This is a genomic window from Ruegeria sp. BF6 (assembly GCF_056538665.1).
In genome coordinates this window covers 185,720-208,453 of sequence record NZ_JBQFTN010000004.1, presented here as the reverse complement: position 1 = coordinate 208,453, position 22,734 = coordinate 185,720, and the positions used below count along the sequence as shown (strand labels likewise).

The 22,734-nt window shown below is 59.8% G+C and carries 27 protein-coding genes; 10 read left to right on the top strand and 17 right to left on the bottom strand.

Annotated elements, in window-relative coordinates; genetic code table 11:
- Positions 1-76: 76 nt before the first annotated feature.
- Positions 77-1,192 carry an alanine dehydrogenase gene (gene ald, locus ACR0IM_RS13670; protein ID WP_480641755.1) on the bottom strand — a complete coding sequence of 372 codons (1,116 nt, stop codon included), beginning with the start codon at positions 1,190-1,192 and terminating at the stop codon, positions 77-79.
- Positions 1,193-1,330: 138 nt separating this feature from the next.
- Here ald and ACR0IM_RS13665 point away from each other — a divergent pair, with 138 nt between their 5' ends.
- Positions 1,331-1,789 carry an Lrp/AsnC family transcriptional regulator gene (locus ACR0IM_RS13665; RefSeq protein ID WP_480429839.1) on the top strand — a complete coding sequence of 153 codons (459 nt, stop codon included), beginning with the start codon at positions 1,331-1,333 and terminating at the stop codon, positions 1,787-1,789.
- 3 nt (positions 1,790-1,792) lie between these two features.
- Here the strand turns inward: ACR0IM_RS13665 and ACR0IM_RS13660 are convergent, their stop codons facing one another.
- Positions 1,793-2,632 carry a CPBP family intramembrane glutamic endopeptidase gene (locus ACR0IM_RS13660; protein ID WP_480641756.1) on the bottom strand — a complete coding sequence of 280 codons (840 nt, stop codon included), beginning with the start codon at positions 2,630-2,632 and terminating at the stop codon, positions 1,793-1,795.
- A 283-nt stretch (positions 2,633-2,915) separates the two neighbouring features.
- Between ACR0IM_RS13660 and ppk2 the strand changes: the two genes are divergently transcribed.
- A complete protein-coding gene (gene ppk2, locus ACR0IM_RS13655) occupies positions 2,916-3,833 on the top strand; it encodes a polyphosphate kinase 2 (protein WP_480592663.1) in 918 nt (305 codons plus the stop codon).
- Between the two features lie 56 nt (positions 3,834-3,889).
- Here ppk2 and ACR0IM_RS13650 read toward each other — a convergent pair whose 3' ends face one another.
- The 5 genes from ACR0IM_RS13650 to rpsU all read right to left on the bottom strand — a co-directional run bounded on the left by ACR0IM_RS13650 (position 3,890) and on the right by rpsU (position 8,455).
- Positions 3,890-5,086: a CAP domain-containing protein gene (locus ACR0IM_RS13650; protein ID WP_480592665.1), complete on the bottom strand. Its 1,197-nt coding sequence runs from the start codon at positions 5,084-5,086 to the stop codon at positions 3,890-3,892.
- 203 nt (positions 5,087-5,289) lie between these two features.
- Complete coding sequence (locus ACR0IM_RS13645) at positions 5,290-6,372, bottom strand: CAP domain-containing protein (protein ID WP_480682242.1); 1,083 nt, start codon at positions 6,370-6,372, stop codon at positions 5,290-5,292.
- Positions 6,373-6,675: 303 nt separating this feature from the next.
- Positions 6,676-7,497 carry a tetratricopeptide repeat protein gene (locus ACR0IM_RS13640; protein ID WP_480682278.1) on the bottom strand — a complete coding sequence of 274 codons (822 nt, stop codon included), beginning with the start codon at positions 7,495-7,497 and terminating at the stop codon, positions 6,676-6,678.
- Positions 7,415-8,020, bottom strand: coding sequence for a hypothetical protein (locus ACR0IM_RS13635; protein WP_480682241.1), 606 nt, complete (start codon positions 8,018-8,020; stop codon positions 7,415-7,417). Before ACR0IM_RS13635 ends, ACR0IM_RS13640 begins: the two co-directional genes overlap by 83 nt.
- 228 nt (positions 8,021-8,248) lie before the next feature.
- A complete protein-coding gene (gene rpsU, locus ACR0IM_RS13630) occupies positions 8,249-8,455 on the bottom strand; it encodes a 30S ribosomal protein S21 (protein WP_005614280.1) in 207 nt (68 codons plus the stop codon).
- 111 nt (positions 8,456-8,566) lie between these two features.
- On the opposite strand from rpsU, the gene ACR0IM_RS13625 reads away from it, so the two are divergent.
- Both ACR0IM_RS13625 and ACR0IM_RS13620 read left to right on the top strand, forming a co-directional pair.
- Positions 8,567-9,259, top strand: a complete 693-nt coding sequence (locus ACR0IM_RS13625) for a COQ9 family protein (protein WP_480682240.1) — start codon at positions 8,567-8,569, stop codon at positions 9,257-9,259.
- A gap of 56 nt (positions 9,260-9,315) precedes the next feature.
- The gene (locus ACR0IM_RS13620; protein ID WP_480682238.1) at positions 9,316-10,302 is read left to right on the top strand and encodes an NAD(P)H-quinone oxidoreductase; all 987 of its coding nucleotides are present in this window, start codon (positions 9,316-9,318) and stop codon (positions 10,300-10,302) included.
- 34 nt (positions 10,303-10,336) lie between these two features.
- Here the strand turns inward: ACR0IM_RS13620 and ACR0IM_RS13615 are convergent, their stop codons facing one another.
- Positions 10,337-11,194: a DUF2189 domain-containing protein gene (locus ACR0IM_RS13615; RefSeq protein ID WP_480592675.1), complete on the bottom strand. Its 858-nt coding sequence runs from the start codon at positions 11,192-11,194 to the stop codon at positions 10,337-10,339.
- 193 nt (positions 11,195-11,387) lie between these two features.
- On the opposite strand from ACR0IM_RS13615, the gene ACR0IM_RS13610 reads away from it, so the two are divergent.
- A complete protein-coding gene (locus tag ACR0IM_RS13610) occupies positions 11,388-12,371 on the top strand; it encodes a quinone oxidoreductase family protein (protein ID WP_480592677.1) in 984 nt (327 codons plus the stop codon).
- Positions 12,372-12,424: 53 nt separating this feature from the next.
- Here the strand turns inward: ACR0IM_RS13610 and ACR0IM_RS13605 are convergent, their stop codons facing one another.
- The 9 genes from ACR0IM_RS13605 to ACR0IM_RS13565 all read right to left on the bottom strand — a co-directional run bounded on the left by ACR0IM_RS13605 (position 12,425) and on the right by ACR0IM_RS13565 (position 18,555).
- On the bottom strand, positions 12,425-12,958 hold the full coding sequence (locus ACR0IM_RS13605; RefSeq protein ID WP_480682236.1) for an outer membrane protein: 534 nt from the start codon (positions 12,956-12,958) through the stop codon (positions 12,425-12,427).
- Positions 12,959-13,227: 269 nt separating this feature from the next.
- On the bottom strand, positions 13,228-13,701 hold the full coding sequence (locus tag ACR0IM_RS13600) for a YHS domain-containing (seleno)protein (RefSeq protein ID WP_480641763.1): 474 nt from the start codon (positions 13,699-13,701) through the stop codon (positions 13,228-13,230).
- A gap of 195 nt (positions 13,702-13,896) precedes the next feature.
- Positions 13,897-14,166, bottom strand: a complete 270-nt coding sequence (locus ACR0IM_RS13595; protein ID WP_480682235.1) for a hypothetical protein — start codon at positions 14,164-14,166, stop codon at positions 13,897-13,899.
- Positions 14,163-14,768: a glycerol-3-phosphate 1-O-acyltransferase PlsY gene (plsY, locus tag ACR0IM_RS13590; RefSeq protein WP_480592684.1), complete on the bottom strand. Its 606-nt coding sequence runs from the start codon at positions 14,766-14,768 to the stop codon at positions 14,163-14,165. Before plsY ends, ACR0IM_RS13595 begins: the two co-directional genes overlap by 4 nt.
- Complete coding sequence (gene pyrC, locus ACR0IM_RS13585) at positions 14,768-16,048, bottom strand: dihydroorotase (RefSeq protein ID WP_480682234.1); 1,281 nt, start codon at positions 16,046-16,048, stop codon at positions 14,768-14,770. Before pyrC ends, plsY begins: the two co-directional genes overlap by 1 nt.
- Complete coding sequence (locus tag ACR0IM_RS13580) at positions 16,045-16,431, bottom strand: hypothetical protein (protein ID WP_480682233.1); 387 nt, start codon at positions 16,429-16,431, stop codon at positions 16,045-16,047. The genes pyrC and ACR0IM_RS13580 overlap by 4 nt, the downstream gene beginning before the upstream one ends.
- Positions 16,416-16,934 (bottom strand): hypothetical protein, encoded by a 519-nt coding sequence (locus ACR0IM_RS13575; RefSeq protein ID WP_480682231.1) that lies wholly within the window; start codon positions 16,932-16,934, stop codon positions 16,416-16,418. Before ACR0IM_RS13575 ends, ACR0IM_RS13580 begins: the two co-directional genes overlap by 16 nt.
- Entirely contained in the window at positions 16,931-17,866 is a 936-nt protein-coding gene (locus tag ACR0IM_RS13570) for an aspartate carbamoyltransferase catalytic subunit (RefSeq protein ID WP_480682230.1), read from the bottom strand. The genes ACR0IM_RS13575 and ACR0IM_RS13570 overlap by 4 nt, the downstream gene beginning before the upstream one ends.
- Before the next feature lie 59 nt (positions 17,867-17,925).
- On the bottom strand, positions 17,926-18,555 hold the full coding sequence (locus ACR0IM_RS13565) for a scavenger receptor class F, member 2 (RefSeq protein ID WP_480682228.1): 630 nt from the start codon (positions 18,553-18,555) through the stop codon (positions 17,926-17,928).
- Between the two features lie 85 nt (positions 18,556-18,640).
- Between ACR0IM_RS13565 and ACR0IM_RS13560 the strand changes: the two genes are divergently transcribed.
- The 5 genes from ACR0IM_RS13560 to ACR0IM_RS13540 all read left to right on the top strand — a co-directional run bounded on the left by ACR0IM_RS13560 (position 18,641) and on the right by ACR0IM_RS13540 (position 22,731).
- Positions 18,641-19,405, top strand: coding sequence for a uracil-DNA glycosylase (locus ACR0IM_RS13560; RefSeq protein ID WP_480641876.1), 765 nt, complete (start codon positions 18,641-18,643; stop codon positions 19,403-19,405).
- Complete coding sequence (locus ACR0IM_RS13555; protein WP_480682227.1) at positions 19,405-20,004, top strand: metallophosphoesterase family protein; 600 nt, start codon at positions 19,405-19,407, stop codon at positions 20,002-20,004. The genes ACR0IM_RS13560 and ACR0IM_RS13555 overlap by 1 nt, the downstream gene beginning before the upstream one ends.
- Positions 20,001-20,621 (top strand): LysE family translocator, encoded by a 621-nt coding sequence (locus tag ACR0IM_RS13550; RefSeq protein WP_480682226.1) that lies wholly within the window; start codon positions 20,001-20,003, stop codon positions 20,619-20,621. Before ACR0IM_RS13555 ends, ACR0IM_RS13550 begins: the two co-directional genes overlap by 4 nt.
- Before the next feature lie 6 nt (positions 20,622-20,627).
- Positions 20,628-21,170, top strand: coding sequence for a molybdenum cofactor biosynthesis protein B (gene moaB, locus ACR0IM_RS13545; protein ID WP_480592701.1), 543 nt, complete (start codon positions 20,628-20,630; stop codon positions 21,168-21,170).
- A 106-nt stretch (positions 21,171-21,276) separates the two neighbouring features.
- Positions 21,277-22,731 (top strand): efflux RND transporter periplasmic adaptor subunit, encoded by a 1,455-nt coding sequence (locus tag ACR0IM_RS13540; RefSeq protein WP_480682225.1) that lies wholly within the window; start codon positions 21,277-21,279, stop codon positions 22,729-22,731.
- The last annotated feature ends 3 nt before the right edge of the window (positions 22,732-22,734 follow it).

Sequence of the window (22,734 nt, the reverse complement as noted above, 5' to 3'; positions counted from 1 at the left end):
CACGTTTGGCACGGCGCCCAGCCCAAGTCTGTAAAGCGCCCTTTGGAAAAGGACGCTTTCAGAGGCAGGAGTGCTCTTAGTTTAGTAGAGTTGTAGGATCGACAACGTCGATGTTGAGGGCAGTGCCGACAGCTTCGTAGGTCAACTTACCTGCGTGGACGTTCAGACCTGCCAACAGGTGCTCATCGTCCTTGCAGGCCTGTTTCCAACCCTTGCCTGCCAGCGACAACATGAACGGCATGGTCGCGTTGCCCAGTGCGATGGTGGACGTACGGGCAACCGCGCCGGGCATGTTGGCGACGCAGTAGTGCATGATGCCGTCTACGTCGTAGATCGGGTCTGCGTGAGTGGTGGCTTTCGACGTCTCAAAGCAGCCACCTTGGTCGATGGCCACGTCCACCAGAGCCGCGCCGGGTTTCATGGTCGACAGTTGTTCGCGGCTGATCAGCTTCGGAGCAGCAGCACCCGGGATCAGAACCGCGCCGATGACCAGGTCGGCATCCTGGATCAGTTCGGCGGTTGCACCGGCTGTCGAGTATTGGTTCTTGAAAGTACCACCGAAAACATCATCCAGATAGCGCAGGCGCGGCAGCGAGCGGTCCAGAACGGTGACATCTGCACCCATCCCGGCGGCAATCTTGGCTGCGTGAGTACCAACAACACCGCCGCCAATCACGATGACTTTGGCCGGACCAACACCCGGAACGCCGCCCATCAGAACACCACGGCCGCCATTGGCTTTTTGCAGAGTCCACGATCCGACCTGCGGTGCCAGACGGCCCGCAACTTCGGACATCGGCGCCAGCAGCGGCAGGCCACCTTTGGAGTCGGTCACGGTTTCATATGCGATTGCGGTACAACCCGATTCCAGCAGATCATGGGTCTGATCCGGGTCCGGTGCCAGATGCAGATAGGTGAACAACAGTTGACCTTCGCGCAGCATCTTGCGCTCGACCGCTTGTGGTTCCTTGACCTTGACGATCATGTCGGCGGTGGCAAACACCTCTTCTGCGGTGTCCAGGATCTGGGCGCCAGCGGCGATGTAGGAGTCGTTGTCAAATCCCGAACCGATTCCGGCACCGGTCTCGATTACAACTTCGTGGCCGCGTGCGACGGCCTCTTGCGCCGCGTTAGGCGTTATGCCGACGCGAAACTCCTGTGGTTTGATTTCCTTGGGGCAACCGATCTTCATTTCTCGCTCCTCCATTCATAAACTGCATAAATAATGGGCGTTTCGGAGCGCAATTTCTGTGAAACTCTGCCCGCGATTGGGGTTTTTTTCGGGAGAATCTTCGGTATTCTAACGGAAACTTGCAATGGACTTGCGCCGATGAGCCTGGATACGACGGATAGAAAGATTTTGGCGGCCCTTCAGCGTGACGGTCGTATGTCGAATGCTGAACTGTCCGAGCAGGTGAATCTGTCTCCGTCGGCCTGTCATCGACGGGTGCAGAGGCTGGAGGCGGACGGGTATATCCGCAATTACGTGGCACTGCTGGATGCGCGCAAGATGAATGTGCCGACGACGGTGTTTGTCGAAATCACCTTGCAGGGGCAGGCCGAAGAGCTTCTGGACGCGTTCGAAAAGGCCGTGGCACGCATTCCCGATGTGCTTGAATGTCATCTGATGGCTGGCACGGCGGATTACATTCTGAAGGTCGTCGCCGAAAACACCGAGGATTTTGCCCGCATCCACCGCCAATACCTGTCGCGCTTGCCGGGGGTGGCGCAGATGCAAAGCTCATTCGCATTGCGCACAGTCTTCAAGACCACCGCCCTGCCGGTGTGACGATCAGACCGGGCCGGGATAGGTGAACAGGGTCAGATGCAGGGCGTTAAACCCGAAATGCATCAAAACCGGAACCCAGAGCCGCCCGGTTGCATGGTAGCCCAACCCGCAGGCCGCCCCGAGGATCGATGCGAACGCCACCAGCGCCAGCCCTCCGCTCGCGTGGACCAGACCGAACAGCAGGCTGGCAACTGCAATACCCAAGGTGGTCCCGGTTTTCGAGATGAGGAGCGATTGCAAATAGCCGCGGAAAAAGGCCTCTTCCGTCAGGCAGGTCAGAAACAGGTTCGACAACGCGAAAACCATCCACCAATGGGGCAGGCCGACCTCCAGCCGGACCGCGCCTGTGGTGAGCCCCAACAGGAAAAGCGCAGGCAGCAGCAGCAGGCCACCCACCAGCGGTTTGGCTTTGGTCGGTTTCGCACCTTGGATCATTCCGGGCCACGCCAGCAGAACGGCAAACAATACCAGCGGCTTGTCCAGATTCAGGTACATGGTGAAGTCGGTACTGTCTGGCCCGGCCTGTACCCGGTCCAGCACCAGCAGGTTGTGAAACCCGGGAAACAGATGGGCCCCCAACCCAAGGCACCACAGGATCAGTGCCAGATGCCCGGCCAAAGCCACAGGCCCGTAAAGCAGCCGCAGCCCCGCCGCGCTCAGCATCCCAAGGCCCGCAACCCCCACCGCCAGTGGTGTGACCAGACCAAGCGCCAGCGCGATGCAGCCGAGCAAGGCCAGCAGGGTCAGGCCCAGTCCCTGTCGACCCGACACGGCACTTGTTTGCGCGGCAATCAGGATGAACCAGGGCCAAATAGCGGGCAGAAGGGACAGAAATTGCGCCACGGTCGTCTCATGCTTTGACAGGCCGTTTTTGCCGTTGGATTGTGGTCCGTGGCAAGGGCGTAAACGGCAGTTTTATGCCAACCCGTTGGCAATGCGGCAATTCTGACGCTTGTGTCCCGTCGCTTGCGGGTTCAAATAGGGAAAGGCCGAACGCCCGCCTGCGTTGCATGTATCAGCGTCCGCAGCGCATACTTGGCGAGGGTTTCATCAATTTCTCTGATGACATCAGGCGGTTACACACGCCCTGTACGGTCCGGACCCGATAGACGATAAGGATGTGACCTTGGCTTACGAAAACGAATACGCCCCCAAAGACTGGCTGGAAGCCGAGTTGGAAGACACGCTGGACGAAGATTTTGAGATTGAATTCAGCGAGCCTATGCTCTCGATGGAAATCCGAAAGATCTACAAGGACCAGCACCCCAACATGTTGGACCGCAAGGTCTACTTCCGCAACCTGCTGCGCCTACAGGCCGAACTGATCAAGGTTCAGGACTGGGTACAGCATACCGGGGCCAAGGTTTGCATCCTGTTCGAAGGCCGGGACAGTGCCGGCAAAGGGGGGGTAATCAAGCGGATTACCCAGCGCCTGAACCCGCGGGTTGCCCGTGTTGTCGCCCTGCCTGCGCCCAGCCGGCGCGAGCAGAGCCAGTGGTATTTCCAGCGCTACGTTCCGCACCTGCCTGCGGCGGGCGAGATCGTTCTGTTCGACCGCTCCTGGTACAACCGCGCCGGGGTCGAGCGGGTGATGGGTTTTGCCAGCGAAGATCAGGTTGAGCAGTTCTTTCAGGACGTTCCCGAATTCGAACGGATGCTGGTGCGGTCCGGTATAATCCTGCTGAAATACTGGTTCTCGATCACCGATGAAGAACAGCAGCTGCGATTCCTCATGCGTATCCACGACCCGATGAAACAGTGGAAACTGTCACCGATGGATCTGGAATCCCGAATCCGCTGGGAGGCCTATACCAAGGCCAAAGAGGACATGTTGTTCCGCACCAATATCCCCGAGGCACCGTGGTACATTGTCGAAGGAAATGACAAGAAACGCGAACGCCTGAACTGTATCGAGCATCTGCTGACCAAGGTTCCCTACACCGATGTGCCGCAGGAAAAGGTCAATCTGCCAGACAGACGCTACAACCCGGAATACGAACGCCGCGTCCTGCCGGATGAGTTGCACGTACCCAAAATCTATTGATCACGAAAAAACGCCCCAGAAACCGGGGGCGTTTTCAGATTGGACTGTCGGGAACATCAGAACAGGAAATACTCCTGTGCCAGGTCTGACACCTGCGTGTTCGCCAGAATCAGGCTGTTGCCGTTGCCGTCGTCGATGACTACGTCGCTGCCGGACTGCGAAACGTGATTGTTCATCAGATCGCTGTACCCGGTGATCGAGGCCGGGCCTCTGAGGTCTATGTAATCGTCGCTGGAGAAGTCCAAAACGGTGTCCTTCCCGGTGGTGAACACGAACAGGTCTGAACCGGACCCGCCGGTCAGGTTGTCGTCGTCGCGGCCACCGTACAGAATGTCTTTTCCCGCTCCGCCAAAAAGGTCATCTTCGCCACGTTCACCCCGCAAGACGTCATTGCCGTTGCCGGATTGCAGCCGGTCGTTTTCGGTGCCGCCCAGCATGAGGTCATTGCCGTTACCGCCATGCAGCCTGTCGTTGCCCCGGCTGCCCTGGATAAAGTCGTTTCCGTCCGCGCCTCTCAGAAGGTCCGTTCCCTGACCGCCGATGAGGGCGTCGTTGCCGCCATAGCCGATCAACGTGTCATTGCCCGTACCGCCGTGAAGAAAATCGCCGCCGTTTGCGCCGGTAAGCGTGTCGTTACCGCCGCGTCCTTCCAGTGCCCCGGCCTGGTCGAGTTTCAGGGCGAACCAGTTGTCCCCGCTGTCTCCGATTGTGCCGGCGTTTACATATTCAGGACCCGGCTCAACTGGTGCGGGTGCAGGCGCGGGGACGGGCGTGGGTGCGGGTGTCGAGCCACCGGTATCCAGTTGAACCGTGCCTGTGGTCCGGGCAAAGTTCTGTGTAACGATGATCGCGTTGTAGCCGCTGAAATTGCCGACCTCGATGCCGATCCCAACCAGGGTGACGTTCGGGTCAAGGATGTTCGCCTTGTGGCCCGGGCTGTTCATCAGGCTGTTGTGCAGGTTCACAACGTCGTCGGACAGGCCAGGCTCGCCGCGAACGCTCTGCCAGGCGATGTTTTCGGTTGCGCGCCAGTTGCCCGCGAAATTGAACCCGGCATCTTCCATCCGGTCCCAAGGTTGCGAACCACCGACACCAGTATGGTCGAACCGATTGGTGTTCAACATCCATTGACTGTGGTCTTCGGCGGCCTCGTTCAGGTTGAGTTCAAGCTGGACGGGGGCCAGCCCCGCCCGCGCGCGCTCTGCATTGATCAATGCAAGCATCTGCCGTTCTAGATCGCTAGCGGTTGACATGATTCTGCCTCCAGTGGATTGCGTTATTTTGGCGGGACATTAATGGCGAGACTTTGGCGGGATAAGGTCGCAAACTGGACGCCCCGGCCTTCTGAGCGAATTGTCACCGCCGGTTTTGCCTCATTTGTGCAAAAAATCGCGCAGAATACCTCTGCGTATCGGAACGGGGCACCAAACAGGTGCCCCACAGGCCGTTTCTGAGGTTAGGCGAAGTCCATCATGCAGAAATTATCGATGGAGATGAAGGTGAAGAAATCGTCCTGCATGTCCGCGCCCATGTCCGGCGTGACATCGGTTTCGGCCGGGGCGTCATCACACATGTCCGAGGTCAGCATGAAGTCATCCTCAACCGCCGCTGTATCGGTGGCCGGCGAATCGTTCAGCCTGAAGTCATCGACCAGAACCAGAAGGTCGTTGACGAAACCTTCGATCGCCGCAAGGAACTCTTCCACGTCAAAGCAATCGCTCGCCGGGGCTTCAGTGACATCGGTGTCTGGCGTTTCGCCTTCCGGTTCCTCGGTCTCGGTGACATCGGTGTCTGGCGTTTCGCCTTCCGGTTCCTCGGTCTCGGTGACGTCGGTGTCGGGCGTTTCGTCTTCCGGTTCCTCGGTCTCGGTGACATCGGTGTCTGGCGTTTCGCCTTCCGGTTCCTCGGTCTCGGTGACGTCGGTGTCGGGCGTTTCGTCTTCCGGTTCCTCGGTTTCGGTGACATCGGTGTCGGGCGTTTCGTCTGCCGGCTCTTCAGTCTCGGTGACGTCCGTGTCGGGCTCTTCCGCCACGGGCTCTTCCGCAACAGGCTCTTCAACCGGCGGGGTCGGCGCAGCGCCGTTGTCCAGCACGACGGTGCCATCGGTGGTGGCAAAGTTCTGGGTCACCATGACGGCGTCCCAACCGTTATAGTCGCCTTCCTCGATACCGATACCGATATATTCGTAGTCAGGGTTCAGAATATTGGCGCGGTGGCCGGAGCTGTTCATCAGGCTCTGGTGCAGTTGTTCGACATCGTCACTGATACCCTCGGCGCCGCGTTCCGATTGCCAGGCGATGTTTTCACCCGACCTCCAGCTGCCGGAAAAGTCGAACCCGGCGTCCCGCATCCGCTCGGTCGCGCTGGAACCGTTCGATCCGGTGTGGCTGAATGTATCGGCGTTCAGCATCCAGGTGCTGTGATCCTCGGCCGAGTCATTCAGACGGGTTTCCAGCTTCAGCGGGTTCAGCCCGCGGGATGTGCGCTCATCATTAATCAGCGCCAGCATTTCTTGCTCGAATGTACTTGCAGTAGACATGGTAGCCTCCGTTTGTGTGGTCGTCTGTTCAGACCGGGCCAGTTACAGCGGGCACCGAACGGACGGACAGTGGAGGTGGAGATTCAGGCGAAATCCGGCAGGGCCGTGCTACCGGAACGAGATTCGCTGCGCTGCAACATGCCGGTCCAAACCGGTTTAATGTGGCTCGGCAGATTACCGCAATTGCGACAGTGGCAAATGGCAAGAACCAACCGACCAAAACGGTCGTTTTAAACCTGCTGAGGTAGTTGGGATGATTTGATGTGGTTTGTGGCGGCGCTGATGCGTGTTGGGATGATTGCCCTACACATCGGGATCGACGCAGCGAATATCTGAGGCGCAAAGGTGCATCGCGTCTTTGGTCGCCCCGCCATTGGTACCGTTTAACGGGCCTTCGTAATGACCGGCTTCCTGCATTCTGAGTTGAAAAGCTTCGACAAACGCGCTGTCATCCAATTTGAGAGCCCTGTCGAAATCCAACCGTGTTTGGTCCGCCCGATGATGCGACTGATGAAGCGAAGCGCGATAGTCATACGTGTCCGCATAGCCATTTTCCGAATTTGATCTGTCGCCTTCTTCGGTTTCGATCAATCGAATGGCCTGGTCATAAGCTGCAAGAGCATCGCTCGGGCGCCCAAGCTCTTCCAAAACGATACCCCGTTTTCGCAAATGATCGACGTCGTCAGGATCGTCCTTGATCATCAGGTCCAGAGTTGCCAAGGTCGACGTCCAATCGCTAGCCTCAGCATGAATGATCATCTTTTGCTTCAACGCAAATCTGTACAGCACCATCAGGTCCAAGTCCCTTGAAACCATATCTTTTGTGAGACATCGCTTCCCAGCCTTTACCAGTTCTTCGATTTCCTGAGTCGACTGGCGAAGGAATTCCATGCGCGTATCTTCTTTGTTAATCAGCATGTTCAAATCCGCCAGCGCCAGATCGTTTTGCCCGAGCGCCTTGTACACGCTTGCACGAACATAGATCGACGAATCAGGATAGTCTTCGACTTCAATCAGCCGGTTGATATCCTGCAGGGCGGTTTCAAATTGCTCGGCGTGTGTGCTCGCCCCGGAATCTGAGATGCAGAAGTCTGAGGTTTTCGGGGTGCTCGGCAAGGATGTCATCAACGATGTCGCGCGCTGGCAAAGGTTGGGATTCGACCATTTCCAAAAGCGTATTGCTCCACATTTTCATTGCCCAGATAGACCGACAGTAATGTGGCTTGATCGTCAGAGATTCGTGGAAATCGGCAAAGGCCGCTTTTCGGTTGTCGATTTCCTCGTGCAACCGGCCCCGCCAGTACCACGCCCAAGCTGAGTTTTCGCCCATCTCGAATACCGTTTCGATGTCCACGAACGCGTCGTCGATGTTGTCGAGATAGCCATTTGCCCTGGCCCGTTCCGCGTCATCATAGGCGACTGCCCGTGCAAGGTAAAACGCGGCATCACCCCGCTCGCGGTCGTGCAGGTCGTCCAATTCTAGGGCTTTGGTGCAGGTTTCAATTCTGGTCGGCTTGTCCTTGGCGTCGATGCAAGCCGTCAAAACAGGGTTGTCGGTTCCACCATTCACAGAATTGAACAGAAAAAGGCCTGCCGCGCAGGCGAGTACCATGACGGAAAGCACTCTGACTTTGTATTGGGTCGTCATCGGGGGCATAATCTTTGAAAACTGGCCAACAAATGATGTGCTAAGCAATTCAGTTTCTATTCTAGGCGAATGTGACCAAGTTGTGGGCGCGCTGAATACAAGCCGCGTTTTTTATTGCGTGCCGGGTTCGACCTGCGAAATGATTGTATAGAAACGACAAACCCCCGGGCGGGGCCTCGGGGGTCGTCAAATAGTGTCATCCAAAGCTGGACGAGACTCAGGCAGCTCTTAGAGCAGACCTTCGCGCTGTGCTTTCTTACGTGCCAGTTTACGGGCACGACGGATCGCTTCAGCCTTCTCGCGCGCTTTTTTCTCGGACGGTTTCTCGAAATGTTGCTTCAGCTTCATTTCACGGAACACGCCTTCGCGCTGCAGCTTTTTCTTCAGGGCACGAAGCGCCTGATCGACGTTATTGTCGCGAACACTAACCTGCATGTGGTTGTCACCACCTTTCTAGATAGAGTTGCAAGGAAATTGCAGGAGTTGGCCGTATAGCAAAGCCGGTCTATCTTGTCTAGTACTGGCCCCGAGAACCGGAGAACCGCCATGACCGTTACCTATGAAGATGCAAAACAACAGCTTTTAGACGCGATGCTGACCCACGTGCCTTTTGACGGTTGGTCTGAAACCAGCTTTCGCGCAGCGATCACCGATTGCGATCTGGATGACGGTTTGGCGCGCGCAATCTGCCCCCGAGGCGCGGTTGATCTGGCGCTGGCTTTTCATGCGCGCGGGGATGCGGTCATGGTAGAGCGTCTGAAATCCACCGACCTGAGCGAACTGAAATTCCGCGAGCGCGTGGCCGCTGCCGTTCGGTTCCGGCTTGAGGCTGTGCCTGACAAGGAATTGGTGCGCCGGGGCATGACGCTGTTTTCCCTGCCGACCCATGCGGCGGACGGGGCCAAGGCGCTGTGGCAGACCTGCGACCTGATCTGGGACACGCTGGGCGATACCTCGGACGACGTGAACTGGTACACCAAGCGTGCGACCCTGTCTGGGGTATACTCCTCGACCCTGTTGTTCTGGCTGGGCGATGATTCTCCGGATCATCAAAGAACGTGGGAGTTTCTGGACCGTCGCATCGACAACGTCATGCAGTTCGAAAAGCTCAAGGCGCAGGTGAACGACAATCCGCTGTTCAAGCCGTTCCTTGCGGTACCGAACTGGTTCGCCAGCCAGGTGAAGCCACCGATGAAAATGCGCGCTGATCTGCCCGGGATGCTGAACCCGCGCAAGTAAGCATCTGGGCCTTCCGGAAATTGCCTGCTAGGCATTGGGCAAAGGAGGATTTGCCCATGACCCAGACGATGCGCGCCGTAGAAATTTCGCAGCCCGGCGGCCCGGATGTTCTGCAATTGACCGAACGCCCGATCCCCGAGCCGCAAAACGGCCAAGTGGTCCTCAAGGTTGCTTATGCAGGGGTGAATCGCCCCGATGCGTTGCAGCGGGCCGGGGCCTATGATCCGCCTCCGGGCGCCAGTGATCTGCCGGGGCTTGAAGCGTCAGGCGAAGTGGTTGCCGTAGGCTCAGGGGTCGAGGGGCTTTCGGTCGGCGATCAGGTTTGCGCGCTGCTGCCCGGTGGCGGCTATGCCGAATACGTGGCCACACCTGCCGCGCATTGCCTGCCGGTTCCGACGGGAATGGGAATGAAAGAGGCCGCCTGTCTGCCCGAGACCTTCTTCACCGTCTGGTCCAACGTTTTCATGCGCGGCGGGTTGAAGGCTGGTGAGCGGTTTCTGGTGCATGGCGGTTCAAGCGGGATCGGTACCACGGCGATCCAACTGGCCCATGCGTTTGGAGCCCGTGTCTTTTCCACTGCCGGATCGGATGAGAAATGCGAGGCCTGCGTCAAGCTGGGTGCTGAGCGGGCGATCAATTACCGGGATGAGGATTTCGTCGGGGTCATGCGGGCTGAAGGCGGAGCGAACCTGATCCTTGATATGGTGGGCGGCGATTACATCCCGCGCAATGTCAAAACGCTGGCCGAGGATGGACGCTTGGTGCAGATCGCCTTTTTGCAGGGTCCGAAGGTTGAACTGAACTTTGCCCTGATGATGGTCAAGCGCCTGACCCTGACTGGCAGCACCCTACGCCCGCAAAGCGATCTGGCCAAGGCGAAAATAGCTCAGGAACTGCGTGAAGCGGTCTGGCCGTTGTTGGAGGCCGGGAAGGTTGCCCCCGTTATGGACAGCGAGTTCGCTCTGGCAGAGGCGTCAGCGGCGCATGCGCGGATGGAAAGCTCGGGCCATATCGGCAAGATCGTCCTGAAGGTCGCCGGTTAACCGGGCAGCGCGGGCTTGTCCCGCGCGCCGTCCATCAGGTCACCGCGCGGCGATACAGGTGCCACGTGGCGTGACCCAGAACCGGCATCACCACGATCAGCCCCAACATCATCGGGATCGCGCCAAGAACCAACAGGGCAGCGACGATGAAACCCCATGCCAGAATGACTCCGGGATTGTGCCGCAGCACCCTGACGGAGGTCACGACCGCCACCGGCAGCCCTACCTTGCGATCCAGCAACAGCGGAAAGCTGACTACGCTTATGGCCAGCGCGACAAGAGCGAACAGGAACCCGACCGCGTTGCCGAAGATGATCATCGTCCAGCCAGCGCCCGTAGTGAAGACCTGCGTGACAAAGGCGCCGAGGGATGTGGGCAAGTCGGGACCGAGCGTGTGGACATAGATGCTCTGCGCGACCATCAGCCAGATCAGCATCCACATGACCAGATAAAATCCTAACATCAGGATTGCCCCGAAGGACGGCGACTGGAACACTGCGAACGCGTCCAGCCAGTGCACCTCGCCCTCCTGTTCGCGTTTGCGGCTGATTTCATACAGGCCAACAGCGGCGATCGGGCCAATCAGTGCAAACCCAAGGATCAGCGGCGCCAGCAGCGGCACCATGTTGCGGTTCAGGCCGAACCCGAACATCAGCAGCCCTGCGATGGGGTAGATCAGCACAATGAATATGGCATCGGCCCGTGTTTCCAGAAAATCGTTGTAACCTGCCCGCAGACAGGCCCGCAGGTCCTGCATCGTCAGGGTTTGTACCTTTGGCAGATGCTTTGTATCGGCGCTGCCAATGCGGTTCACGCTTTCTGCAATATGATCGCCGGTCGCGCCGATGTTCCGAGCCGTCCAGCTGATCGGATTTCCAATTGTCTTGGCCATCGTCTTTCCCCTCCCTTTGCGTATCCGCGCAGCAGGGTGGTTCCGGCATCGGTTGCCCTTGGCCGGACCAGCCGGCAACGCCTGAGCACCAGTATAGCACATTTTTTCGCGTTGTGGTTGCATGGCGCGGAATCGTGCCGATTGCCCTTATTTTCAGGCGTGTTAGCTTGGCTTCAGGTAACAGGAGGTCAGCATGCAGCAAACGGCAAGAACCGTCGTCATTCACGAACACGGCGGCCCCGAAGTTCTGAAGATCGAAGACAGGCCGCTGGGCGATCCCGGACCCGGAGAGGTGCGCATCCGCCACCATGCCTGTGGGTTGAATTTCATCGATGTCTATCAGCGCACGGGTCTGTACCCGATGGACCTGCCGCACGCTTTGGGCATGGAGGCTGCAGGCGTGATCGAGGCCGTCGGCGAGGGCGTGACTCATCTGGAACCTGGCCAGCGTGCCGCGTATGCCGCCGCGCCCGCGGGTGCCTATTCCGATGCGCGGGTGATGCCTGCAGCGCAGGTCTGTCCCTTGCCTGACGGGATATCCTTTGATGCGGCGGCGGCAATGATGCTCAAGGGGATGACGGTGGAATACCTTTTTCACCGCACCACGCCGCTGAAACGTGGTGATACCGTGCTGTTTCACGCCGCGGCTGGGGGCGTCGGCCTGATTGCCTGCCAATGGGCTAAATCCGAAGGGATCACCCTGATCGGCACGGCTGGCACGGATGAAAAATGCAGCCTGGCGCAGTTCAACGGGGCCGCCCATTGCATCAACTACCGAAAAGAGAACTTTGCCGAACGCGTGGCCGAGATCACCAGTGGTAAAGGCGTGGATGTGGTGATGGATTCGATCGGGGCGGATACGTTCAACGGATCGTTGGACAGTCTGAAGCCGTTGGGAATGATGATCTCATTTGGCAATGCGTCGGGGCCGGTACCTCTGATGGATATCGGGATTCTGGCCAAGAAGGGTTCGCTCAAGGTCACCCGGCCGACGCTGTTCACTCATATTTCCGATCATACTGTCTGTCAGGCGATGGCCCGGCGTCTGTTCGGAAAGGTCGAAGGCGGAGAGGTCAAAGTCCATATCGATCAGCGTTTTCCGCTGGATCAGGTCGCTGACGCCCACCGCGCGCTCGAGGCCCGGCAGACTACCGGCAGTACGGTTCTGGAACCCTGACACATAGAACCCGGCCCTCAGGGGCCGGGTTCTTTGGCTTATCTGTCGCCCGATCAGAACCGATAGGCCGCGCGCACCTGAACGGTGGTTGCGTCCACGTCGATGCCGGTGCGGTCGAAATTGTCGAATTCGTGATAGAGGATCTCGCCACCCACGCTGATATTCGGGGCGACAATCTGTTCGTAGCCAGCTCCGATGAACCAGCCGTCTTCGCTGCCCAGATTGTCGGTTCCGGCTTCGGCAAAGCCGCCGACGCCGTACAGCAATCCGGTGGACGTCACCTTGTAGCCCGCGCGCGCCTTGATACGCCAGACATCCTCGACCTTGACGCCGGGGGCAAGCCCGATACCGGTCCAATCATAGTCAAAGCCAAGACCGACAACCCAATCGCTCAGGTCGTAGTCATAGCCAAGGATGATGCCGCCGATCACACCGTCGCCGTCCACGCCCGAGACATTGGTGTCGATATCGGCGTAACCCAGCTGCAAGCCGCCGTAGAAACCGGTCCAATTTCCCGAGGACTGCGCTGCGGCTGCACCTGCGGAAAAGACCGCGATCACTGAGGCGAGAAGAAACTTACCTTTCATGTTGTATCCTTTCATCGGAATTGGCCTGCAGCAAATCCACGCTGCCTGTTCGACTGTATTGATTACTACGGTCCGGTTTGACGACCGGATCACAGTTCGTTCAAGCATTCCGACCCAAAAGATGCGCCACGTTCACAATCTGCGGCGGCATCGGCCCGTTGAAACCGGGCACGTTCTTTTCTTTAAATGTAGGTCCGCAAAAGGGCTGTTTCAAACGACAATCGGCGGCAGAGTGATCCGCCGCCGATCTGACTTTTTCCGTCAGCGGGTTATTGCTGCAGTTCTGCCGGAGTTTTTTCAGCTATGGTTTCCCAATTCGTGCTGGCTTTCTCGATAAAGCCGGGAATGTCGCCTTCCCAGCGTTCCTGAATGTCCTGCGACAGGTTCAGGTACAGCTTGTTGTCGACGATCTTCCAATAGGTCGGGTCACCGTCGAACTTGAAGCCCATCGCGGCACCGAATGCGCAGTAACCACCATAGGCCGGCAGGTAGGCTTCGGGGTTTTCTTCGAATGTGGCTTTGTTTTCTTCATTGGCAAAGCGATACAGCGCATCATTGTGCAGCGCGGTGATGCGGTAATCGCCCTTGGTCGGTTCACCGTCAGTAAAATAGGCTACCGGGTCGTAACCCTGCAACGCCAGACCGGTCGAGCTTGCGTTCAGTTCAACGCCTGCGGCCAGAGCCGAGCTTGCGATTGCAACTGACAGCGCGACGCCGCCAATGATGGATTTGATCTTGTTCATTGTTTTCACCTTTCGTGAAACGGGCGATCCGGCGGCGCTGAAATTACGCCAGGACACCCCTTGGGATTTTTGTCCGTGCGACCGGAAATTGGCCGTCACGCAACCGAAGTGGGCAATCGCCCCATCACGTTCAAAACAATCAATTGTGAATGTGCGGCGACGAAGGGGCGGTGTTCAAATTCGCGCATGTCCGCGTCAGGCTTCGGGTTCGAACGCAACCACGAAGGCAATGACCTTTTCAGCAGGCATTTCGCAGGGCCGCAGCAATGTGCCGCTGGTGTTGGTCAGATAAAGGTTCAGGCTGATGTAATCGTCGCCGCCCAATTGATGCGCGACAAGCTTGTGGGATTTTCCACCGGCCAGTTCCAATCGGCTGACGATATACCGCCTGCCTTGGCAGTGCCCGGTGGACGAGCCGAGCGGGATGGCGAAAAATGCGGACAGAAATGCGTCCGGGGCGATCAAGACTGACCGATTTTGGGTTCAGTCCCGGCCCTGATCCGCGCCAGGTTTGCGCTATGGCGCCAAAAGACCAACAGGGTCAGGACGATGCCCAGGAAAAAGGTCGAACCATCCGTCAGCAGCAACACCCAGATGGTCGACATGGCCGCGGCAACCAAAGCGCCCAGCGAGGAAATCCGCCAGATCGCGGCCGCAACCAGCCAGCTCAGACAGCAGGCCACTCCCACGCGCCAGTCCAGCGCCAGCCAGAGGCCCAGGAAGGTAGCCACCCCCTTACCGCCTTTGAACCCCAACCAGACCGGGAAGCAATGACCCAGAAACGCGGTTAGGGCGGCGATCTGGGCGGCGTCCTCTCCGGCCAGCGCGCGCGCCAGCAGTACGGCCACCGCACCTTTTCCAGCGTCAAAGATGACGGTCAGCGCCGCGGCGGTCTTGTTTCCGGTGCGCAGGACATTGGTGGCACCGATATTGCCCGACCCGATGTTGCGCAGATTGCCCAAACCCATGACCTTGGCGATAACCATGCCATAAGGGACCGAGCCCATCAGATACCCAATCACGGCCCAGAGGATCAGCTGGGTCGTCGTCGCGTCAAATGGGGGCATTAGGGTCTCCGGTAAACTTCTTGGCCTGCTACATAAGTTGCGGTGACCTTACCTTGCATCCGCTGGCCGTCAAACGGTGTGTTCTGCGATTTCGATTTCAGCGAGAAACGGTCAAGTACAAAAGGCACTTCCGGATCGAACAACACCAGATCTGCGGGTGCGTCCTGGGTCAGGCGCCCCGAGTCCAACCCCAGCCGTGTTGCCGGGTTTAGCGCCATGGCGCGGAACAGGGTCGGCAGGTCCAACTGATCCGAGTGATACAGGCGCAGTGCGGCAGGCAGCAGCGTTTCCAGCGCCACCGCGCCCGAGGCGGCCTCTTCAAACGGCAGGCGTTTGCTTTCCTCGTCCTGCGGCGTGTGCATGGAACTGATAATGTCGATCAGCCCGGTTCGCACCGCTTCGATCACCGCTTGTCGATCGTCTTCGGATCGCAGCGGCGGCTTGACCTTAAAGAAGGTGCGATAGTCGGCCACGTCCAGCTCGTTCAACGTCAAATGGTGGATCGACGTGCCGGCGGTGATGTCCAGCCCGTTGCGCTTGGCGCGCTCCAGCGCGGGCAGGGCGCGGGCGGTGGTGATCTGATCGGCGTGGTATTTTGCCCCTGTCATCTCAAGCAGGGCGATATCGCGGTCCAGCCCCATCCGTTCGGCCATCGGTGACACGGCGGGTAGTCCCCGCAGGGCGGCGAATTTGCCACTGGTAGCCGCTGCGCCAGCGCTTAGGCCGGGGTCCTGCGGGTGGGCGATGACCAGCGCGCCGCAGGATTTTGCATAGGTCAGCGCGCGGGAAAACACCTTGGTATTGGTGATGACGTGATCGCAATCGGTAAAGGCGACGGCCCCGGCATCTTGGAGAAACCCGATCTCGGTCATCTCGCGCCCTTCGCGGTTCTTGGTCAGGGCGGCCATGGGCAGCACGTTCACAGGTGCATCCGCCTGCGCGCGCCGGGTGGCAAATTCCAGCGTTTCCGGCGTGTCCACCGCAGGCAGCGTATCGGGTCGAGTGACAATGGTTGTGACACCACCCGCCGCTGCCGCCAGCCCGGCGGATTTATAGCTCTCCTTGTGCCGCTCACCGGGTTCGCAGACCTTGACGCCGATATCGACGATCCCCGGCGCAAGACAGTGCCCGGCGCAATCGACGATCTGAGCCCCCTGTCCCGGGGCATCACCCTCGCCGCGCGCCGCAATCCGGCCGTCCGTGACCCTAAGCCAGCCGATGCTGTCGGTGCCCGTTTCCGGGTCAATCAGGCGGGCGTTGGTGAAGATCAGGTTGCTCATGCCATGGCCCTTTCGATTTCGGCTTTGGTGGCGTCCGGGTCCGCCTGGTACTTGATCAGGTGCTTGTCGCCGCCCTTGGTGACAATCTGGACAAAGCTGCCCAATACATTGATCGCTTCGATCTGATTCAGCGCCACTTTGCGCGGACCGGGGCCGGTGAGGGTGGTGTCGGACATCTCCCACGTGGTGACCAGCTCTTCGGAGGCCAGATACCACGCGCGAATGCCGATGGCGGCAAGACCCGCCGGCGCGCCGGTCCAGGGATAGGGATTGCCAATCAGCCAGAGAATGATCATCGCGCCAGCCATTGCAAAGGCGGCCAGCCATGCGTTGGTGCGGATATAGGCGCCTTTGTCTGGTGAGAAGGTCACAGGATCAGCCACAGGGCACCTCCGATAGCCAGCAGGATCACCAGCGCCAGAACGGCGGAACCGACGCGGTGCGGTCTGCCATCCTGCGGCGCGGATTGAGGCGCCGAGAACGGCCTGGCGCTTTTGGTCTCAATTGGGCCGCCGATCCAGTTGGTGGCCTCTTCAGTATAAAGACCGGCCAGATGCAGCCTCGGATCCGGCGTCAGCGTTGCCGCGCGGTCGCCAAAGGCGGCGCTGCGCACGACCATGACCCAGCCTTCGATGGCCTCCAGCGCGGCGCGGTCCAGTTGATCGGCCGAGACGCCGCAGCCCTCGTTCAGATAGCCAAAAAGCCCAAGGTCTTCGAGGTCCGAGACCGGAAAGACGTCGATCTGTTTCGGGTCAAGCCCTGCCACCCCCAGAGCCTGATCGGCAGCGCCCGGTTCGCGCAGGAACTTCGCCTCTTCCGGCCGCATGTCCAGCGTGAACAGGCGGATCACGCCGCGTTCATGGGGGGCGACAGTCAGATCGCTCATGCGGCGTCTCGCTGATTGCGGGCCAGAAGTTCCATCGCGGCCATGCGGACGGCCACGCCCATCTCGACTTGTTCCTGAATCACCGAGCGGTTGATGTCGTCTGCCAGCGTGCCGTCGATTTCAACCCCGCGGTTCATCGGGCCGGGGTGCATGACGATGGCGTCGGGCTTGGCCAGTGCCAGCTTGGCGGCGTCCAGACCATAGCGGTGATAGTATTCACGTTCCGAGGGGATAAAACCGCCATCCATCCGCTCTTTCTGAAGGCGCAGCATCATGACAACGTCGACGTCCTTCAGGCCTTGGTTCATGTCGTCGTAAACCTCGGCACCGAACTCGGCGAATTGGCTGGGAACCAGTGTTGGCGGGCCGATCAGACGAATACGGTTTTCCATCTTGCCCAGCAGGATCAGGTTTGACCGTGCGACGCGGGAATGGGCAACGTCTCCGCAGATCGCGATGTTCAGCCGGTGCAGGCGCCCTTTGGCGCGGCGAATGGTCAGCGCATCCAGCAGGGCTTGCGTCGGGTGTTCGTGCCGCCCGTCGCCTGCGTTCAGCACTGCGCAGTTCACTTTCTGCGCCAGCAGGTCGACCGCGCCGGAATGCGGATGCCGGACCACCAGAAGATCGGGGTGCATCGCGTTCAGCGTCATCGCGGTGTCGATCAGGGTCTCGCCCTTTTTGATTGAGCTCGCCTGCATCGCCATGTTCATCACATGCGCACCCAGCCGCTTGCCCGCCAGTTCGAAACTGGCCTGCGTGCGGGTCGAATTTTCGAAGAACATGTTGATCTGTGTCAGCCCCGACAGCACGTCGGAATGCTTGGTCGACTGGCGGTTCATGTCGACATACTTCTCGGCCAGATCGAGGATGGCGGTTATATCGGATTGTGACAGATGCTCGATGCCAAGAAGGTGACGATGGGCGAAACGCATGGGCGGGCTCCTGTCCGACAATCGAGCCGCTTATAAGAAGCCGCGCGCGCGAGGGCAACCTAAGGATCAGACCCTTCGGGCAGTTTCTCGCATCCACCCTCGGGTAGACACTGTTCGCCGGGTTTGCACCACTTGCCATAGCCGCAATCGACCGCCTTGACCGGCACGCAGCCCTGATGTTCGGAGCACTTGAACCCAGGGCGGCATTGAGAGTCGGTTTCTTCGCACAAGAACCAACCGGGACGCGAGCATCCGCCACCCGGCAGGCAGGATGTGCCCCCGGTGCAGGTCAAGCCGTCGTCGCAGATGGTTTTCAGACGCTGCGTGTCGGTCTCCGTCTCATTTCCGGGTCCGATCCGTTCGCATTCGCCTCGTGCATTACATGTGGTTCCACCCGGGCAATCGAGGCGCGAGGTGCATTTGTTCGCCCCCGCCGGGGCGCAGCGGGTACCGCCGGCCACGCAGCGTTCGAATGGTCCGCAGGTGCGGCCGCCGCCGCAATAGGTGCCACCCAACGGGATGCAGTGGCCGTCAAAGCTGCATCTTTGACCACCGGAACAGCATCGGGTACCGCATTGAAACTGCCCGGGGCGACATTGGCCGTTGCGGTCGAACAGTTGCGCAAAGGATGGGCCGCTGAGCGGGATCAGCAGCAGGGAAATCAAAAGGAATCGCAACAGAACCATCATGAATGCCGCAATCGTCGGTGCGATGAACGGTCCGATCAAGGCCTATTCGCTTTCCCTCGTTCAAAAGCTGGTTAGATTGAGGGGTATGGAATCGGCTTTGGACTATCATACTGCGCGGGCGCTGCTGGACTGGCAGATCGAACTGGGCGCAACGGATGCGATCGGTGATGCGCCGGTGGATCGCTATGCGCTGCCTGATACTGCGCCCAGGGCCAGGAAACCTGCTGCGGTGCAGGCCACGTCCGAAATGCCGAAAAAGGTGGACCCTTTTGCGGTGGCAAAGGCCACCGCCCAAAGTGCCGGGTCGCTGGATCAGTTGCGGGCGGCGATGGATGGGTTCGATCATTGCGAACTGAAACGCGGTGCGCGTCAGTTGGTGTTCGCCGACGGCACGCCGGGTGCGCGGGTGATGATCATCGGCGAGGCTCCGGGCCGCGAGGAAGACCGCGAGGGCAAGCCATTCGTGGGCCGTGCCGGACAATTGCTGGACCGGATGCTGGCGGCGATTGATCTGGATCGCGGCCAGAATGTTTATATCACCAATGTCCTGCCGTGGCGGCCGCCGCAGAATCGAGACCCCAAACCCGAAGAGATCGGGATGATGAAGCCCTTTCTCGAACGCCACGTGGCACTGGCCAAGCCCGAGGTTCTGGTGATCATGGGCAATATCAGTTGTCAGGCGGTGCTGGGCAAACGTGGGATCACAAGGCTGCGCGGGCAATGGGATCAGGCGCTGGACCTGCCGGTCATCCCGATGTTCCACCCGGCCTATCTGCTGCGCCAACCACAGATGAAACGCCACGCCTGGGCCGATCTGCTGGAGCTCAAGGCACGGCTGGAGGGCAAGTGATGCGCGTTCTGGCCTTCTCTGACCTGCACATGGCGCGCAACCGCGCGGCCGAGGTTGTCGAGGCCAGTGCCGAGGCAGATCTGGTGATCGGGGCCGGAGATTTCTGCAACATGCGGCAAGGGCTGAAGGAGGCGATGGCGATGCTGGCCGGCATCTCTGCGCCGTTTGTCATGGTGCCCGGCAACGCGGAAAGCGCACAGGAATTGGTAGACGCCGCGCCCGAAGGCGGCCATGTGCTGCACGGCTCCGGCATGACCTTGGACGGGCTGCGCCTGTTCGGGCTGGGCTACGGCGTGCCGGTCACGCCGTTTGGCGACTGGTCCTGCGACCTGACCGATGCAGAAGCCACCGAGTTACTGGATCGCTGTGATGGAGCGGATATTCTGATCGCGCATTCCCCGCCCAAGGGTTATGGTGATGTCACATCACAGGGCGAAGCGGTCGGGTCCGTGGCCGTGCGCGACGCGGTGGAGCGCCTGCAACCGCAATACGCGTTGTGCGGCCACATCCATGACAGCTGGGGCTATCGCGGCAGCATAGGCCGTACACAGATTGCCAATCTGGGACCCAAGGTAAATTGGTTCGAGGTCACCTTATGATAGAAACGGTCACTCTGCTGGCGTTCATCCCAGCAGCTTTGGCGCTGAATTTCACCCCCGGCGCAGACATGATGTTCTGCTTCGGTCAGGGTCTGCGGTCCGGTGCCCGACCGGCGTTGGTTGCCAGCGCGGGTATATCGCTGGGGCTGATGGTTCACGTGCTGCTGGCCGGGCTGGGGTTGGGTGCTGCGGTGAACAGCTTGCCGTGGCTGTTTGATGTCATCCGCTGGATGGGTGTGGCCTACCTGCTGTATCTGGCGTGGGGTGTGATCCGGAATGGGGCGGTATCCGGTGATGCGCCCGCGAAACCCGCAAGCTATGCCTTTCGTGACGGGATGTTGGTAAATCTGACCAACCCCAAGGTCATCCTGTTTGTACTGGCCTTCATCCCGCAATTCGTGAACCCTGCGACCGGCCCGATCCTGCCGCAATTCCTGATCTTCGGCGCGATCATCGCGCTGGGCGGGTTTGTGGTTAACGGGCTGGTGGGTATTTTTGCCGGTGGCGCGGGCAAGGTTCTGATCTCGAACCCGCGCGCCTCTCGTATCATGGGCTGGGTGACGGGGGGGATATTCTCCGCCCTTGCCGTCCGGCTTGCCATCATGGAAAGGGCCTGACGCCATATGTCGCGCATTGATGAAAGCATGGAATTCATTCCGGTTCGGATCGCCGTTCTGACCGTGTCGGACACACGGTCGCTGGACGAGGACCGCTCAGGTCAGACACTGGTTGACCGGATTGAGCGCGCTGGCCACTCGGTGGCCGACCGCAAGATCATCCGGGATGAACGAGGCGAGATTGCAGCCCAACTGCGGCTATGGGTTGGTGATCCCGAGATTGACGTGGTGATCTCGACCGGGGGCACCGGTCTGACGGGCCGCGACGTGTCGGTTGAGGCGCATCGCGATGTCTATGAGAAGGAAATTGAGGCGTTCGGCACCGTTTTCACCATCATTTCAATGGAAAAGATCGGTACATCCTCCGTGCAATCCCGCGCTACGGGCGGCGTGGCGGGTGGCACCTACCTGTTCGCATTGCCCGGCAGTCCCGGTGCTTGCAAGGACGCTTGGGACGGGATTCTGGAAAAACAGTTCGACTACCGCCACCGTCCCTGCAATTTCGTGGAAATAATGCCGCGATTGGACGAACATCTGCGACGGAAGTAGACTGGTTGCACGTTTAATTGTTCGTAACCGCTTTGTGGCTTGGCATTTTTCTGTGCCCGGCTACCTTTTGCACGTGGTAGCCTGATGCGACCGGGGTGAGTGATTGATGCGATTTCTGAGGCAAAGCCTTGTAGGTGTCTTTCTGGCGTTTCTGACGCTGGCCCTGCTGTTTATTGCGGCGCAACTGATAACCAGCGCTGTGCAGGATGCGCTGAATCGCGATAGTGAACCGCCCGAAGCGCGCGAACGCATCTTTGCCGTAAGCGTGCGGCCAGCGGAACTTGAAACCGTCACCCCCTATCTCGAAGCCTTCGGCGAAGTGCAAAGCCGCCGCCGTCTGGAATTGCGCGCGGCGCTTGGCGGGCGTGTGGTATTTCTGGCCGAAGATTTCGAGGATGGCGGCGTTGTTACCGCGGGTGAGGTTCTGGTGGAGCTTGACCCGGCTGACGCACAGTCGGCGCTGGATCGCGCCAAATCCGATCTGCTGGATGCCCAATTCGAGGAACGCGACGCCGAACGCTCTTTGCTGTTGGCGCAGGACGAATTGAATTCGGCCGAGGCACAGGCGGATCTGCGCGGACGTGCCCTGCAGCGCCAGAAAGATCTGCAGGGCCGTGGGGTCGGAACGCCTGCCGCCGTGGAAGAAGCGGAATTGGCCGAGGCTGCGGCACAGCAATCGGTTCTGGCGCGCCGCATATCTCTGGCGCAGGCGGAATCGCGGGTCGATCAGGCGACCACCTTGCTGGCCCGGGCCCGCATCGCACTGGAAGCCGCCGAACGCGATCTGGACGACATGACCGTTCGCGCGCGGTTTGCCGGCACGTTGACTGATGTGACCCTGGTCGAAGGGCGGCTGGTTTCAGCCAATGAAAAGCTGGCGGAACTGGTCGATCCCACCGCGCTTGAGGTGGCGTTTCGCGTCTCGACCGCACAGTTCGTGCGTCTGCTGGACGCAGAGGGCGGCCTGATCAACGCGCCGGTCTCGGTTTCGCTGGAGGTGACGGGCACCGATCTGATTGCCCATGGCCGCATCAACCGCGACAGCGGTTCGGCGGGCGAAGGGCAGACCGGGCGGCTGATCTATGCAAGGCTGGAGGACGCGCCGGGGTTCAAGCCCGGCGATTTCGTCACCGTAACGGTCGAGGAGCAGCCGCTGGACAATGTGGTGCGGCTGCCGTCGTCGGTTCTGGATGCGACGGGAACGGTACTGGTTCTCGGCCCCGATGACCGGCTCGAGGCGCTGCCAGTGCAGTTGATCCGTCGGCAGGGCGACGAGGTTCTGTTGCGCGGGCAGGGTCTGGTCGGGCGCGAAGTTGTTATAGGTCGAACTCCTCTGTTGGGCGGCGGGGTTCGTGTACGTCCGCTGCGGGATGAGGCCAATGCCGGAGTCGATCCGGGCATGGTCGAACTTTCCGACGAACTCCGCGCTCAACTGGTGGCGCAGGTCGAAGCCAGCGATCAGATGTCGAAGGAGGCCAAAGCCAGCGCCTTGAGCCAGCTCAGCGCGCCCAAGGTTCCAGCATCTCTGGTGCGCAGCATCGAGAACCGGGCAGGGGGCTAGGCG

What these genes read in the sequence shown, in the direction of transcription:
- ald (WP_480641755.1), bottom strand. Translation starts at nt 1,192, where the DNA reads ATGAAGATCGGTTGCCCCAAGGAAATCAAACCACAGGAGTTTCGCGTC.
- ACR0IM_RS13665 (WP_480429839.1), top strand. Translation starts at nt 1,331, where the DNA reads ATGAGCCTGGATACGACGGATAGAAAGATTTTGGCGGCCCTTCAGCGT.
- ACR0IM_RS13650 (WP_480592665.1), bottom strand. Translation starts at nt 5,086, where the DNA reads ATGTCAACCGCTAGCGATCTAGAACGGCAGATGCTTGCATTGATCAAT.
- ACR0IM_RS13645 (WP_480682242.1), bottom strand. Translation starts at nt 6,372, where the DNA reads ATGTCTACTGCAAGTACATTCGAGCAAGAAATGCTGGCGCTGATTAAT.
- ACR0IM_RS13640 (WP_480682278.1), bottom strand. Translation starts at nt 7,497, where the DNA reads ATGACATCCTTGCCGAGCACCCCGAAAACCTCAGACTTCTGCATCTCA.
- ACR0IM_RS13635 (WP_480682241.1), bottom strand. Translation starts at nt 8,020, where the DNA reads ATGACGACCCAATACAAAGTCAGAGTGCTTTCCGTCATGGTACTCGCC.
- rpsU (WP_005614280.1), bottom strand. Translation starts at nt 8,455, where the DNA reads ATGCAGGTTAGTGTTCGCGACAATAACGTCGATCAGGCGCTTCGTGCC.
- ACR0IM_RS13625 (WP_480682240.1), top strand. Translation starts at nt 8,567, where the DNA reads ATGACCGTTACCTATGAAGATGCAAAACAACAGCTTTTAGACGCGATG.
- ACR0IM_RS13620 (WP_480682238.1), top strand. Translation starts at nt 9,316, where the DNA reads ATGACCCAGACGATGCGCGCCGTAGAAATTTCGCAGCCCGGCGGCCCG.
- ACR0IM_RS13615 (WP_480592675.1), bottom strand. Translation starts at nt 11,194, where the DNA reads ATGGCCAAGACAATTGGAAATCCGATCAGCTGGACGGCTCGGAACATC.
- ACR0IM_RS13610 (WP_480592677.1), top strand. Translation starts at nt 11,388, where the DNA reads ATGCAGCAAACGGCAAGAACCGTCGTCATTCACGAACACGGCGGCCCC.
- ACR0IM_RS13605 (WP_480682236.1), bottom strand. Translation starts at nt 12,958, where the DNA reads ATGAAAGGTAAGTTTCTTCTCGCCTCAGTGATCGCGGTCTTTTCCGCA.
- ACR0IM_RS13600 (WP_480641763.1), bottom strand. Translation starts at nt 13,701, where the DNA reads ATGAACAAGATCAAATCCATCATTGGCGGCGTCGCGCTGTCAGTTGCA.
- plsY (WP_480592684.1), bottom strand. Translation starts at nt 14,768, where the DNA reads ATGCCCCCATTTGACGCGACGACGACCCAGCTGATCCTCTGGGCCGTG.
- pyrC (WP_480682234.1), bottom strand. Translation starts at nt 16,048, where the DNA reads ATGAGCAACCTGATCTTCACCAACGCCCGCCTGATTGACCCGGAAACG.
- ACR0IM_RS13575 (WP_480682231.1), bottom strand. Translation starts at nt 16,934, where the DNA reads ATGAGCGATCTGACTGTCGCCCCCCATGAACGCGGCGTGATCCGCCTG.
- ACR0IM_RS13570 (WP_480682230.1), bottom strand. Translation starts at nt 17,866, where the DNA reads ATGCGTTTCGCCCATCGTCACCTTCTTGGCATCGAGCATCTGTCACAA.
- ACR0IM_RS13565 (WP_480682228.1), bottom strand. Translation starts at nt 18,555, where the DNA reads ATGATGGTTCTGTTGCGATTCCTTTTGATTTCCCTGCTGCTGATCCCG.
- ACR0IM_RS13560 (WP_480641876.1), top strand. Translation starts at nt 18,641, where the DNA reads ATGGAATCGGCTTTGGACTATCATACTGCGCGGGCGCTGCTGGACTGG.
- ACR0IM_RS13555 (WP_480682227.1), top strand. Translation starts at nt 19,405, where the DNA reads ATGCGCGTTCTGGCCTTCTCTGACCTGCACATGGCGCGCAACCGCGCG.
- ACR0IM_RS13550 (WP_480682226.1), top strand. Translation starts at nt 20,001, where the DNA reads ATGATAGAAACGGTCACTCTGCTGGCGTTCATCCCAGCAGCTTTGGCG.
- moaB (WP_480592701.1), top strand. Translation starts at nt 20,628, where the DNA reads ATGTCGCGCATTGATGAAAGCATGGAATTCATTCCGGTTCGGATCGCC.
- ACR0IM_RS13540 (WP_480682225.1), top strand. Translation starts at nt 21,277, where the DNA reads ATGCGATTTCTGAGGCAAAGCCTTGTAGGTGTCTTTCTGGCGTTTCTG.